General features: G+C 68.6%; 12 protein-coding genes. 5 read left to right on the top strand and 7 right to left on the bottom strand.

Annotation, left to right across the window (positions count from 1 at the left end):
- Positions 1-11: 11 nt before the first annotated feature.
- Positions 12-1,001, bottom strand: a complete 990-nt coding sequence (locus FHR56_RS04630; RefSeq protein ID WP_160947833.1) for an RluA family pseudouridine synthase — start codon at positions 999-1,001, stop codon at positions 12-14.
- A 403-nt stretch (positions 1,002-1,404) separates the two neighbouring features.
- Between FHR56_RS04630 and FHR56_RS04625 the strand changes: the two genes are divergently transcribed.
- Positions 1,405-4,947: an Rne/Rng family ribonuclease gene (locus tag FHR56_RS04625; RefSeq protein WP_184502588.1), complete on the top strand. Its 3,543-nt coding sequence runs from the start codon at positions 1,405-1,407 to the stop codon at positions 4,945-4,947.
- 658 nt (positions 4,948-5,605) lie between these two features.
- Here FHR56_RS04625 and FHR56_RS04620 read toward each other — a convergent pair.
- Entirely contained in the window at positions 5,606-6,253 is a 648-nt protein-coding gene (locus FHR56_RS04620; RefSeq protein WP_160947835.1) for a response regulator, read from the bottom strand.
- Between the two features lie 459 nt (positions 6,254-6,712).
- Here FHR56_RS04620 and FHR56_RS04615 point away from each other — a divergent pair, with 459 nt between their 5' ends.
- Positions 6,713-7,174: a GNAT family N-acetyltransferase gene (locus FHR56_RS04615; protein ID WP_160947871.1), complete on the top strand. Its 462-nt coding sequence runs from the start codon at positions 6,713-6,715 to the stop codon at positions 7,172-7,174.
- Between the two features lie 28 nt (positions 7,175-7,202).
- Here the strand turns inward: FHR56_RS04615 and FHR56_RS04610 are convergent, their stop codons facing one another.
- A complete protein-coding gene (locus tag FHR56_RS04610) occupies positions 7,203-8,390 on the bottom strand; it encodes a DUF2252 family protein (RefSeq protein ID WP_160947836.1) in 1,188 nt (395 codons plus the stop codon).
- Positions 8,391-8,708: 318 nt separating this feature from the next.
- On the opposite strand from FHR56_RS04610, the gene FHR56_RS04605 reads away from it, so the two are divergent.
- From FHR56_RS04605 to FHR56_RS04595, 3 genes are all read left to right on the top strand, one after another.
- Positions 8,709-9,287, top strand: coding sequence for a DUF3617 domain-containing protein (locus FHR56_RS04605; RefSeq protein ID WP_202407040.1), 579 nt, complete (start codon positions 8,709-8,711; stop codon positions 9,285-9,287).
- A gap of 292 nt (positions 9,288-9,579) precedes the next feature.
- Complete coding sequence (locus FHR56_RS04600; protein WP_019797935.1) at positions 9,580-9,909, top strand: hypothetical protein; 330 nt, start codon at positions 9,580-9,582, stop codon at positions 9,907-9,909.
- A 29-nt stretch (positions 9,910-9,938) separates the two neighbouring features.
- Positions 9,939-10,688 carry a BPL-N domain-containing protein gene (locus tag FHR56_RS04595; RefSeq protein ID WP_237473328.1) on the top strand — a complete coding sequence of 250 codons (750 nt, stop codon included), beginning with the start codon at positions 9,939-9,941 and terminating at the stop codon, positions 10,686-10,688.
- Between the two features lie 56 nt (positions 10,689-10,744).
- On the opposite strand, the gene FHR56_RS04590 is transcribed toward FHR56_RS04595, so the two are convergent.
- Genes FHR56_RS04590 through FHR56_RS04575 form a run of 4 tightly spaced genes read right to left on the bottom strand, consistent with a single transcriptional unit; the run spans position 10,745 to position 13,803 of the window.
- Positions 10,745-12,052, bottom strand: coding sequence for a hypothetical protein (locus FHR56_RS04590; protein WP_160947837.1), 1,308 nt, complete (start codon positions 12,050-12,052; stop codon positions 10,745-10,747).
- Positions 12,049-12,645, bottom strand: coding sequence for a hypothetical protein (locus FHR56_RS04585; protein WP_160947838.1), 597 nt, complete (start codon positions 12,643-12,645; stop codon positions 12,049-12,051). Before FHR56_RS04585 ends, FHR56_RS04590 begins: the two co-directional genes overlap by 4 nt.
- Positions 12,632-13,207, bottom strand: a complete 576-nt coding sequence (locus FHR56_RS04580; RefSeq protein WP_160947839.1) for a hypothetical protein — start codon at positions 13,205-13,207, stop codon at positions 12,632-12,634. The genes FHR56_RS04585 and FHR56_RS04580 overlap by 14 nt, the downstream gene beginning before the upstream one ends.
- Complete coding sequence (locus FHR56_RS04575; protein WP_343160767.1) at positions 13,204-13,803, bottom strand: hypothetical protein; 600 nt, start codon at positions 13,801-13,803, stop codon at positions 13,204-13,206. Before FHR56_RS04575 ends, FHR56_RS04580 begins: the two co-directional genes overlap by 4 nt.
- Between the last annotated feature and the right edge of the window lie 5 nt (positions 13,804-13,808).

Here is a 13,808-nt window from a genome sequence, read left to right as displayed (position 1 = left end):
CCGCGCCGGCCTCAGCCGAGGCGGTTCAGCGCCTCGGCCAGTTCGTCGGCCAGCGGCGCGTTCAATAGATAAGGTGTCTTGCCGTCGTCCAGGGCGAACTCCAGCGAGGCGGCATGCAGGAACAGACGTTTGAGTCCGATCTGCTCGCGCAGGCGCTTGTTGACTGCAGGATCGCCGTACTTGTCGTCGCCAGCGACCGGATGCCCCAGGTGCTGGGCGTGCACGCGGATCTGGTGGGTGCGGCCGGTCTCGATCCGCACCTCGCAGTAGGAATGCCCGCCGCGCCGCTCCAGTACCCGGAAATGGCTCAGCGACGGCTTGCCCGCCGCGTTCACCTGCACGTGGCGCTCGCCGCCCTGGCGCAGGCCGATGTGCAGCGGCGCATCCACGCTCATGGTGCCATCGGGCATGCGCCCGACCAGCAGGGTCAGGTAGCGCTTGCTGATGCCGCGGCCCTGGACCCGATCGTCCTCGCGCATCAGCGCCTGCAGCTCGGTCAGCGCCGAACGCTTCTTGGCCACGATCAGCAGCCCGGAGGTGTCGCGATCGAGCCGGTGCACCAGCTCCAGCGACTGATTGGGACGCAGCGCACGCAGCGTCTCGATGGCGCCGAAACTGATGCCGCTGCCGCCGTGGCTGGCGACCCCGGACGGCTTGTTCAGCGCCAGCAAGCGCGCGTCCTCGTACACGATCGCCGCCTCCAGCCGGGCCATGAACGCATCCGGCGGCGCGCTCTTCTCGCCCTCCTCGGTCAGCCGCACCGGCGGGATGCGCACCTCGTCGCCGGCCTCGAGCTTGCGCTCGGCCTTGGTGCGGCCGCCGTTGACCCGCACCTGGCCGCTGCGCATCAGCTTGTAGATCAGGCTGCGCGGCGCGCCCTTGAGCTGGCCGAGCAGGAAATTGTCTACGCGCTGTCCGGCCCTGTCTTCCGGGACCTTGAGAATGCGCACCGCGCTGGTCGCGACATCGCGCGGCTTCGGAGGGATCGGGGGGGAAGTCATCAGGCAGTTTATTCTGTTACACTCGGGGGGCGAGATAAGGGTTTGATTTCGTTGGAAGTTAGTTGAGGGCCAGAAGCCCGGCTTACGACGATTCCGGCACAGTGCGCGACCACCGCCCCCGGGGCGGCCATGTTAGCGGCTCACCGGCCTGCCCGGCCATCGCCGGATGCCGCAAGCGTCCGCGCTGAACATGCCCCGTGCGGCGCCCAGCCTGGCTGGAGTCGCCGCCGGTCCTGAACCACCTAAAAGCAAGAAGCGCTCCCGCGGCTCGCCGTGGTGTCGTAGCGCTGGAAACCCAAGACGCCCACCCCGCGCCTGCGCGATGGGCGACGAAGCGTGACCAGAAGCGAAACCCCATGGCGTTCCGCGCGGTAGCAGCGCGAGGAACGCAACAATGAAGCGAATGCTGATCAACGCCACGCAGGCAGAAGAACTGCGTGTGGCCATCGTGGACGGCCAGACCCTGTACGACATCGACATCGAGCAGCCGTCCAAGGAACAGAAGAAGTCCAACATCTACAAGGGCCGCATCACCCGGCTCGAACCCTCGCTGGAAGCGGCCTTCGTCGAATACGGCGGCGAGCGCCACGGCTTCCTGCCACTGAAGGAAATCTCCCGCGATTACTTCCAGGCCGGCGTCGACCACAACAAGGCGACGATCCGCGAACTGCTGCGCGAGGGCCAGGAAGTGGTGGTGCAGGTGGACAAGGAGGAGCGCGGCAACAAGGGCGCGGCCCTGACCACGTTCATCTCCCTGGCCGGCCGCTACATGGTGCTGATGCCGAACTCGCCCAGCGCCGGCGGCGTCTCGCGCCGGATCGAGGGCGAGGACCGTGCCGCGCTGAAGGAAGCGCTGGACAAGCTGAACATCCCCGACGACATGGGCGTGATCATCCGCACCGCCGGCGTCGGCCGCGATGCCGAAGAGCTCCAGTGGGACCTGGACTACCTGCTGCAGGTGTGGAAGTCGATCGCCGAGGCCGCCCTGGCCAAGCCGGCGCCGTTCCTGATCTACCAGGAATCGCGGCTGATCATCCGCGCCCTGCGCGACTACCTGCGCGCCGACATCGGCGAGATCCTGGTCGACACCGAGGAGATGTACGGCGACGCCAAGGAATTCATGCAGCAGGTGATGCCGCAGAGCCTGCGCAAGCTCAAGCACTACACCGACGACATCCCGCTGTTCAACCGCTTCCAGATCGAGTCGCAGATCGAGGCCGCCTACGAGCGCAGCGTGCGCCTGCCCTCCGGCGGCTCGATCGTGGTCGACCAGACCGAGGCGCTGACCGCGGTGGACGTCAACTCCTCGCGCGCCACCAAGGGCAGCGACATCGAGGACACCGCGTTCCAGACCAACCTGGAGGCGGCCGAAGAAGTCGCGCGCCAGTTGCGCCTGCGCGACCTCGGCGGCCTGGTGGTGATCGACTTCATCGACATGGCCTCCAACAAGCACCAGCGCGAGGTCGAGAACCGCCTGCAGAACGCGCTCAAGTACGACCGCGCGCGGGTGCAGATCGGCCGCATCTCGCGCTTCGGCCTGCTGGAGATGAGCCGCCAGCGCCTGCGCCCGTCGCTGGGCGAATCCAGCCAGATCGTCTGCCCGCGCTGCGACGGCCACGGCCGCATGCGCAGCGTCGAGTCGCTGTCGCTGTCGATCATCCGCGTCGCCGAAGAGCATGCGATGAAAGAGAACACCGGGCAGGTGCTGGTGCAGGCCCCGGTGGAGATCGCCAACTACCTGCTCAACGAGAAGCGCCGCGCGCTCAGCGAGATCGAGAAGCGCCACGACGCGCCGATCGTGATCGTCGCCGACGAGCAGCTGCACACCCCGCACTACGAAGTGACCCGCCTGCGCGAGAACGAGTTGGGCGAGGAAAGCACCAAGCCCAGCTACCAGCGCGGCACCCCGCGCAAGCTGCCGGTGCATGCGCTGACCAAGGCGCAGTTGAACATTCCGGCGCCTGCGGTGACCAATGTGAAGCACTCGCAGCCGGCCCCGGTGCGCGAAGTGGTCGAGGAACCGGCCGCCGCGCCGGCACCGGCCCCGGTCGTCGCGCCCACGCCGATCGCGCCGCCGGCCACCGGCGTGGTCGGCTGGCTGAAGCGCATCTTCGGCGCCGGCGACAGCCCGGCCCCCGCCCCGGCCGCCGCCGAGCCGGCGCAGCGTCAGCGCCCGCAGGACGGCAACCGCAACCGCAACGACCGTGGCGATCGCAGCGACCGCAACGCGCGCCGTGACGGCAACCGCAACGGTGGCCAGGGCGGCAATGCCGCCCGCGGCAACGGCAACAACGGCGGCGGCAACGCACGCCGCGACGAGCGCCGCGCCGGCAACGGCAATGGCGCCGCCGCGCCGGCCGGGCAGCAGAACCCACAGCCCAAGGCGCCGCGCAACGAGCAGGCCACGCAGCAGGCCAAGCCGCAGCAGCAGCCGCAGACGCCCAAGCCGCCGAAGCAGCAGCAGCCGCAGAACCCGCCGCGCCAGCCCAAGCCGCAGCAGGAGCCGGCGCAGGCTGCCGCGCAGGGCGACAAGCCGCCGCGTCAGCCGCGCGCCGAGGAGGCCGTCGCCAAGCAGCAGGCCGCGCCTGTCGCGACCAGCCCGGTGACGCCGGTGCAGGACGCCACCACCCTGGCCGCCGCCGCGGTCGCCGGTGGCGCGATCGCCACGTCCCAGGAGCCGGCAGCGGCCGTCGAGGCCACCGCCGCGCCGGCGCAATCGCCGACCGCCGCAGCGACCAGCATCGATGAGCGCGAAAGCGCCGCCGAAACCGCTCAGGCCGTGCCTGCCGGCGAAGGCGCCGAGGGCGAGGACGGGACCGGCGATGCCGGTGGCCGCCGCCGTCGCGGCCGTCGTGGTGGCCGCCGCCGCCGCCGTGGCAATGGCGAAGCCGGCGCCGCCGGCGATGCCGCCGGTCTGGACGACGCCGATCTGGACGCCGGCGACAGCGACGGCGAAAGCGCGCAGGCGCCGAGCCGCAGCCAGCCGGAGTTCGACTTCGACGACGACGCTGCCGGCGACGCGCCCGCGTCCAAGCCGCAGCCGCCCGTACAGGAGAAGGAGAAGCGCGAGCCGCAGGAAAAGCGCGAGCCGCGCCGCGAGCGTGCAGCCGCCGCCAGCAGCGCACCGGCACCGGCCGACGACGCAGCCCAGTCCCCCGCGCCGATCGCCGTCGACCCCGTGCCTGCGCCGGCCACCGCACCGATGCAGCCGACCGCGCCGGCCGACGCCGTCATCGCAGCGCCTGCGCCGACCGCGCCGGCCGCTGCCACCCAGGGCGCCAGCGATGCCGCCGTCGCCCACGCCGACACGGTGGTGGCTGCCGCACCTGCGGCAGCGGTCGCCGAGACGACGCCGGCAGCGCAGCAGACCGTGGGCACCGAGCGCGCCGCGGCACCGGCCGAACGCGCAACACCGGCCGCCGCACCGGCCGCGCCCCAGCCGCAGGCGGTCACCACTGCCGTCGAGCAACCGACCGCGACCGCCGCCAAGGCCCCGGTCGCGGAGCCGGACGCCGCGGATGCCACGGCCACGGTCGAGGATCCGGCGAGCGTGACCGCGCCGGCGGCAGCCGCAGCCGCGCCGAGCGCAGCACCGGCCGTCACCGCCACGCCCGCCGCTTTCGCGGAGCCACGTGCGGAAGAAGCTGCCCCGGCCAAGCCGGCCTACGCGCCCGTGCAGACCACCATGCTCGACGCCTTCGCCGGTGCGCCGGCGAACGTCCCGCACAGTGGTGATGCAGCGGCCGCCGCGCCGACCGAGGCCGCATCGGCCACGCCGGCAAGCAGCGACACCGCAACGTCCGCCGCCACTGCCTCGACGCAGGTCGCGGCTGCAGACGAAGCGGGCAGGAAGGAACGTGCTGCTGCCGCCGCGCCGCAGTCCGCAGCACATGCGCCGCATGCCGCGGACAAGGCGGACGGCGACGAGCACAAGGATCGCACCTGATCCTCACTCCTGCTGTTGCGGCATGAAAAAAGCGGCCTTCGGGCCGCTTTTTTCTAGGGGGCCCGTGAAGCGCGTCCGTCGCTACGGCGCAAGACGCTCGTCTGCACGCGCACTCTCTCCGCGCATCCCGTTCGGCGCAGCAGTGGCGTGGCGGTGGCAGTGGCGTGGCAATGGCAGTGGCAGTGGCAGTGGCTCGAAAGCCTCGCCAAAGCGCGCTTTGCCGTGGCTCAACGAGATACGCCATCACCTCGTAGGAGCGGCTTCAGCCGCGACAACCATCACCGGTACGGCTGTCGCGGCTGAAGCCGCTCCTACGAAAACGGGCGGTGGATGGAGTACGTGTTGCACGGAAGGCAGGCGACCGAAGTGTCTGGAAGTCACACCAATGCATGCATGTCCGCGTCGCTGGACGCTCCTGCAGTCGTGAATGATGCTGCGCGCAGCGCGTGTACCACCTCCTCCCCCGTGCTTGCACCACGTAATGCCGCGGCGGCACCCAGTTTCCGACCGCGGCACGCGCGAGTGCTGGGGACGTCGGCGATGCCGGAAGACGCATGGTTGCGGTCGATCCACTGCGGACACGTCTGCGCGCTCGCGCAAGCAAAAAAGCAAAAGCGGCCCGAAGGCCGCTCTTTTACAGATCGCCAGGCGCCTCCGATTACAGCGGGTGCGTCGGATCCAGCAAGCCGTACTGCGTGGCCAGGCGCGCCAGGGCGATGTTGTCCTGGATGCCGACCTTCTCGAACAGTCGCGCCTTGTGTGTGTTGACGGTCTTTGCGCTGAGGCTCAGGCGCTTGGCGATGTCTTCCTGGCGCAGGCCGCGGGTCAGCAGCAAGGCTACCTCCAGTTCGCGCGGCGACAGCGCATCGAAAGGCGAACCGCCGCCTTCCAGATTGGCCAGCGCCAGGTTCTGCGCGATGTTGGCGCCGAGGTAGCGCTTGCCCATCGCCACGTCGCGCACCGCGCGCAGCAATTCCTGCGCATCGCCGGCCTTGCCGACGTAACCGGACGCACCGGCTTCCAGCAGCCGCTTGGGCAGCGGGCCGTCTTCCAGCACCGAGACGATGATGACCTTGGTGCCGTGGTCGCCCTTGACGATGCGCTCGGTGACTTCCAGCCCGCTGACGCCGGGCATGTGCAGATCGCACAGGACGATGTCCGGCTTCAGCTGCCGGATCTGCGGGAGCGCCGTTTCGCCGCTGTCGGCCTCGCCGACGATCTCGATATCCGTTTGATTCGACAGGATCAGCTTCATGCCCGTACGGACAAGAGCGTGATCATCGACCAGAAAAACCCTGATGGCCATCTCGTATAACCCCAACGCAGCGGATACCGCACGATCAGACTATCTGCGTGAATTATTCAGGGCAATACGAATTCGTAGACAAACGACGACGCTTCACGATGTGCTCATCTGCACTTCGCGAAACGTCATGCTGTTGTCATCAAAACCCTGCCGAGCTTACTCAAGGCTCGGCACGCAGGGTCGAGTGACCTGCCTGCGCTTCCTCGGAAGGCGCGCGACGGTCCCTGCGTCAGGCCGAGGCCAGTATGCTGGCACAGTGGGGAAAACGTTATCAGGACAATCCTGATCTCACGTCAGAATTATCTGACCCTCCCCCTTCCCGCTTCCGGACACCACCCCGCTGCGGATCCCGGACAGGCCCGGCGAAATTTTCCGACACCCGAGTCGGAAATGGCCGATGCGAGCGCCCGCACCCGACGCCACCACGATATGACCGGCCGCCTGCGGCACACTGCCCGGGTGAACACCATCCGTCCGTACGCGGCGCAGGACCACGCCGCCTGCCTGGCGCTGTTCGACAGCAACGTCCCGCAGTTCTTCGACCACAGCGAACGCGCCGCCTTCGCGCGCTTCCTGGAGCGCGACGCCGGCGCCTGGCACTACCTGGTCATCGTCCGCGCAGGCGCGGTCGTGGCCTGCGGCGGCCACGCGCTGAACGACGATGGCCGCGTCGCCGGCTTCGGCTGGGGCATGGTCGACCGCCGCCTGCACCGCCAGGGCCTGGGCCGTGCCTTGACCGAAGCGCGGCTCGACGCCTGCCGGCGCAGCGGCGTGGCGCGGATCGAACTGGACACCAGCCAGCACACCCAGGCGTTCTATGCGCGCTTCGGCTTCGCCGTCGAACGCGTGGTGGCGAACGGCTACGGTCCGGGGCTGGACCGGTGGGACATGGCGTTGGATCTGGGTTACGCGCGCGACTGAAACGGATCGCGCCTGGCGATGACTGCCGTCAGGCGGCCAGCGCGTAACGACGGCAGTGCTCCAGATAGCCGGCTTCGTGATGACCGGCGAGCGCGACCACGCTCTCCCAGAGCCACGACGGCGTGTCGATGGCCTTGCGCCGGTCCGCATCCAGCAATTGCAGCCACGCGGCACGTGTCCTGGGCTTCATCTGCCGCGCATGCGCCTTGCCGACGACGAAGGCCAGATAGCGCGCCGAGCGCACCGCCTCGACGTGATTGAACTGGTCCACTTCCAGCTTCAGGTCGCGCGGCGACAGTTCGCGGATGAACAGCGAGCGGCCCAACAGATGCACCGGCAGCATCCTGCTGCCCAGGTACGGCGACAGCGCCCGCGCCGCGGCGGCCACGCGTTCGGCGTTGTCCGCCGGCATCCGCGCATCCGGCGCCGCCGGCGCGATCGGGGCAACCGCCTCCTTCAGATCGACCAGCGCATACGACCAGTGGCCCTTGCCGGTCTTCAAGGCCACGATCGCAGCGTAGCGCAGCAGGCCGAGCGAACTGCAGCCCTTCATCCAGTACGCGGCATCGACCAGGCGTACCTCGCGATCCTTGGGTTTGCCCTTCAGCGACAGCACCATCTGCGCCACTGCCGGATCGGCGAACAGCCGTTCCAACGCCTCGCGCTCTTCCGGCGCCAACGCCCAGAACTTCTCGCCCAGCGGGATGCGCGGCTCCACCGCCTGCAGACGCTCCTTGGCCAGGTGGCGCCAGCGCCGGCCGAAGGCCTCGCGGCGGATGCTGCGCACGGTCTCCGGTTCGGCACCGGGGTGATCGCGGGTCGGATCCTCGATGGCGGCGCCGTAGCCGTCGACCATCGCCTCCATCATCCGTGCAGTGGTGACGCCGGGCAGGTCCGAACCGCGGGCCGCGGTGGCCAGCGACAGGCCCAGGCGGATGAGATCGTGCGCAGGATTGCCGATCACGCCCTGGTCGAGGTCGCGGATCTGGATCTCGACACGTCCCTCGCCGTCGGCAACCGGACCCAGGTTGCCGAGATGGCAGTCGCCGCAGATCCAGATCGCCGGGCCCATCGGCACGCGGCGCGCCGCCGGCGACGCCGCCAGCCATTCGTAGAACCTGGCCGTGTTGCCGCGCACGTAGGCGTGTGCGGAGCGGGCCATCTTCAGGGTGCGCTTGCGTTCGAGGATGACGGGACGTTCGGCGAGGCTGGGCATCGAAGGGCGAACCTGGAGCGGATGGCGTGGAGGTCACGCGCGGCGGCGCCGACGCTAGCAGAGCCGAACGGAATGATCCGTGCACGACACACACGCATTCGCACTGCGCACCGCTGTCGGCGGGCTCGCGCGCCTGCGCAGTGGCCGAGGGGCTGTCTTGTCCGGCAACGGAGTGAATCTGCCGCGATCGATCCTTCCCCTTCGCGGACGCCTGCTGCATGCTCATGCGCGCACCGGCGGCAGTCCGCGGCGTCGACGTGATCTTAATCACGCCCCCGGCTATGCTCCGCGCACTTCACATAACTTAGGGAGAAGTTCATGCGTCTGACCATGCCGGCAACGCTTGCTGTGTGTGTGCTGCTCGCCGCCTGCAGCAAGGGCGACGACAAGAACGGCGACAATGTCGCGATGTCCAACGCCTCGGTCGCCGACGTGGCCAAGGTGCAGGCGACCAAGCTGCAGCCCGGCGAATGGGAGATGCGGATCGAGCAGGTGAGCAGTGAGACCACCGGCGGCTCCGGCAACATGCCGCAGATGCCGAAGGTGCCGCCGAGCACCACAAAGGTGTGCCTGACCGCCGAGCAGATCAACAATCCTTCGAGCATTTTCGGCAGCGCCTCGCCGATGCAGAAGAACTGCGTGTACGACACCTTCAACATGAAGGACGGCAAGATCGACGCGAAGATGCATTGCGCGATGGGCGACATCAAGATCGAAGGCACCAGCACCGGCACCTTCAGCGCCACCGAGATGGCGTCGGAATCGCACTCCACGGTCAGCGGCCTGCCGGGCGGCATGTCGATGAAGACGCACATGAAGCTGGACGGCAAGCGCCTGGGCGAGTGCCAGCCGGGCGACGTCAAGGCGGGCGATACCAAGGCGCCGGCTGCCGGCTGAGCGCGCCTGTCCTGATGCCGACGCCCGGCGTCGCTTCCGGGGACATCCCAGTCCTGTTCTGTTCCAAGCGCCGCGACGAGACCCGTCGCGGCGTTTTTCATGGGCGCATGTACGCGCTCGCCGCCGCGGGATCCACCCTGTGAAAAGTTGCCTGCGCAGCGAGGCACGGGCTTGTTCATGCCTGGTTGCAGGCGGATCGGCTGAATGTACGTCGCCCAGGCCAGTCTCCAGCGACAGCCGTGCCGCTCTTTGCGTCCGTGCCGTGCCTACCCACAACGAACAGGAGACACCCATGCGCAACACCCTTCTGGCCACGATCATCGCGCTGGCGGCAGTACCCGCCCTGGCGAGTGCACGCGCGCCGGCGCCCGACTGTCACGCGGTGATGCTCGCCACGGTGAAGGACGACATGCAGAACACCTGGAACAAGGGCCAGACCTTGCCGGTGGACATCGCGCGCGACACGCCGTCGGGCGGCGCGTTCTGCACGCATGGCGGCAGTTGCCTGCCGCGCAAGGTGGCCGGCAAGGAAGCGGTTCGCCTCACCGATTGCAAGATCGGGCCGTCGATCGGCGACGGCGACTACCGACTGGTCGCATTGCCGCGTTCGCACAAGCACTGAATCTCCGACTTGCGCCAGGAGCGCCGACCATGAAACTTCCATTGCGACTGGCGGCGCTGTGCTGCCTCGCGTTCGCGTGCGTGTCCGCGGCGAACGCGCAACCCACGATCCGTGTCGCGGTCTATCGTGGCGCAGCCGGCTGCGACGATTGCTCCGAAACCGCCAAAGACGCGATCGAGGCACTGAGTCCGCAGTACAAGGTCGACATCATCGGCCCGAAGGAGGCGCAAGACGTCACGCCCGCCACCCTGCGCGGCTATGCGGTCTATGTGCAACCGGGCGGCGGGCAGGACATTCCGGCCGCGCTGCAGGCGATGGGCGAGCGCCGGATCGCCGCCATCCGCGACTTCGTCGCGCGGGGCGGCGGCTATCTGGGCCTGTGCATGGGCGCCTATCTTGCCGATGACACCAACATGGGCCTGATCGGCGACGATCTCGATGGCGAGGTCGGCCGGCCCGGCTTCCCCGTCACCACCATCGATGAGGAGGCCGTCGCGGTGCGCTGGAGGGGCCGCCCCGACAGCGTGTTCTTCCAGGACGGCCCCTACTTCCCGAAGAGCACCCAGGGTGGCTTCCGTGCGCTCGCCACCTACGCCAATGGCGATGTGGCCGCGGCGCGCTACAGCTTCGGCCGCGGCACCGTCGTGCTCAGCGGTCCGCATCCCGAGGCGGACCGGAGCTGGTTCGAACAGGCCGAGATCCCGCTGGACAGGATGCCCAGGACGCCGGTCCTGCAAGCGCTGTTCGACGAGTTCGCCACGCAGTCGTCGCGGCCCTGATTCTATCGCCGGCTGACGCGCCCCCCGCCCGATGCCGACGGCTCGGGCGGCGCGGACTACTTCAACGCCCGCCAGCTCCGACCGGCCCGAAAGGCGCGCTCCAGCGTCGCCGCGAGCAGGCAGATCTTCAGCGTCTGCGGCAGGATGCCGTCGCCGGGATCGCTGGGCGTGCCCAGCACCACCGACAGCTGATTGGCGATCGCCTGCCACACCACCTGCGGATGCGGGCCGATCAGGCGGGTCAGGCCCATCCAGGCCCAGGCCGAGGCCCAGTCCAGGGCGCGATACAGCACGATCAGCGTCACCAGCGCCGCCAGCCCGGTGGCGCCGGCCAGTTGCACGCTGTTGGCCGCAGCGCGATAGCGCGAGGCGGTGCCCGCCCAGAAATGGCCGATGAAGTCGCGTAGCCAGGTCGGCAATTTCCGCCACAGTCCGAGCGTGCCGTCGACCTTGCGCGACCACCCGGCCGGCGCGTTCAATTCGACGTTGTGCACGTCGTAGCGGTAGATCAGCGCGGCCAAGGCCAGCCAGACCACCGGCAACAACGCAGAAAAGAAGATCGCCACCAGCGTTTCCGCCACACCCGGCGGCGCCTGCTCCACCGCGCCCGGCAGCGCGGCATGCGCGACGCCGATGGGATGGCTGATGCCCTGCCACAGTTGCTGGCCGAGATCGGCGATGCGCAGATGCGCCAGCCAGCGGAACAGCCCACCCTTCCATTCGGTGAGCACGTACATGCCGACGAAGGTCCAACCGGCTTCGCACAGCACGATCAACATGCTCCACATCGGATGCGCGCTGCGCTGCTTCTGCTGTTTCGCCGCGCGCCGGATCAGCCACAGCAAGGCGACCGAGGCGACCAGCCACCAGCCGCCGGACACATCGAACAGCAACCCACTGTACACGGGATCGAACGGGTTGTACCGGCCCAGGCCCTCACGCGCATAGGCGCGGATCGTGTCGCCGAGGAATCCCCAGGCCGCGTAATAGGCGAAGAACGGCACCAGTGCTTGGGAGACGACAACCGATAGACGCCGCCAGCGCGGCGCGACCGCCTCGCGCCCTTGCTCTTGAGGTTCGGTCGTTGCCGCCTGCGACGCGCCGGCGATCGCCGGCAAAGCCGGGCGCAGCGTCTCGAACATCAGCACGATGACCACCAACTTGAACAGCACCACCAACGTCAGCGACAACAGCCCTGCCAGGCGGTTGTGATAACCCAGCCACACCGCGCCCTGCACCAGCACCTCGTTGAGCAGCGCCCCGGCCAGCGCCAGCGCCAGCAACTGCGGCAGGTAGCGAAACCAGAGGCGGCCACTGTCGCGAACCAGGGCGAGCGCGCCGAGGTTTGCAGAAATCGCTTTCATCGCACCTCCTGCGGCGCAAAGCGCAGATAGGCAGGGCGCCCTTCGCGTGTGCTCAGCGTCACCCGCAGGGTCGGCGGCAGCGGACGCGGCACCAAGTAGTAGGCGTCGATCGCGACAGCATTTGCTGGTTTGACATCGGACACGGCCAGGCTGTCACAGCGGGTACCTTTCGGCTCGCCCGGTTTGGCCAGCGCACGTTGCAACAGATCCGGCACCGTGTCGATGGACGCCCAGGAACGGCCAGTCGCGTCGACGAGGTCGACCCTGCAGTCGAGCCATCGGCTGCCGGCATGCGGATCGCGCGGTTCGATGAGCAATCGCGCGCGCATAAATGTCCGATCCGTCGGTAACCCGGCCTCGAACGGCAGCGCGTCGAGGGCACCGAGTCGCACCCCGGCTCCGATGTAATCCGCACGTTGCCCTGGCGCGACTTCGACCGGCCGCAGTTGACGCACGTGGAGGATCTCGCTCATGTCGCGCCAGCCGGTTGCCACGACCGTGCATGGCACCAGCACCGCCAACGCGGCGATCGCCAGCCGGCGCGTGCGCCGCTCGGCGAGGCCCTGGGCGAGGTCGGCGTCAGAGCTTGGCATGCAGCGCATCCAGGTCGAGCAGATCTATCGACGAACCAACAGAGAGCGCCGGATAGCGCACCTGCGCCTCGGCGCTCAGGCGCGGCTCGCCTTGTTCGGACAGCAGCAGCGTGCCGCCGCCAGCCGCAAGCGCGGTCGGCAGTTCGAACACCAGCAGATCCTTGCGTTCCAGGCCGGGCTGAAGCGTCTTGGTCGACGACAGCACCGCGACACCCTCTTCCGCACGGCTGCTTGCGCGATAGCGGCGGCCGTCAGCACTCACCCAGGTTCGACCGTAGAGATGGCCGGTCGTACGCTCTACGCGCGATCGCACCGGAATCACCAGCCACACGCCACCGCTGGTGCGCACTCGCGGCTTACCGACGGTGTTGAAGCGAATGGCCCGCGCAAGCCGCGCGGGACCTGCGGCGACGACGAGATTGTCGGCATGCACCCACTCTCCCGGATTGCCGGAGAACGCGATCGGACCGGTAATGCGGTCGTAGCGAGGGATGGTCCAACGCATTCCCGCCAGGGCGACGACGCCGACCGCAACGATGAGCACTGCCCTCAGGCGCTTCACAACGCACCTGCTGACGCGTCGGACGATGCCGCAACAAGCTGCAGATCAATAAACCCCGCCGGATGCGGATCGGTCCAGATCGGCTGCGCGTAAAGATTGTCGAACGGCTTGAAGGTGTTTGCAGTGACATCAAAGCGCAGGCGCGCCGCCGTGCGTTCTGCAGCCGGATACGTCCAGACCAAGGCGATCTTTTCCGGCAAGCCGGGCTGCAACTCGGTGGTCATTTCGCGGTCGCGCACGAGATAGGCCGTCGGCAGCGGATCGATGCCCTTGATCGGTGTGGTCAGCTTGACCGCCCGCAGAAACGAACTGCTCGTGCGCGCGGTCCGATTGGTCGCCTGCAGCTCGAGCACGATCGCCTTGCGCCCAAACCTGGCAATGACGTCGCCATTCGGAAGGCGGTCGCTCAGGCTGACGCGATCGAACCGCAACGACCACTCTCCCGCGGCGATGGGTTGCCCCACCGGCAGACTCGGGGGGAGCGGCTTTTCCTTCGCCTCGAACAGACCGATGCCCCACCCTGCCACGATGGCAGCAAGGCCACCGATCCCGGCCATCATCCGCGTCCGCCATTGCCCTAGGGAAAGTTTGCTCACCAAAG

Origin of the sequence: Xanthomonas sp. F10, from assembly GCF_014206815.1 — a bacterium.
In the GTDB taxonomy this organism is placed as follows: domain Bacteria; phylum Pseudomonadota; class Gammaproteobacteria; order Xanthomonadales; family Xanthomonadaceae; genus Xanthomonas_A; species Xanthomonas_A indica.
Note: the sequence above shows the minus strand (reverse complement) of the source record. Positions and strands in the feature narration are given on the sequence as shown.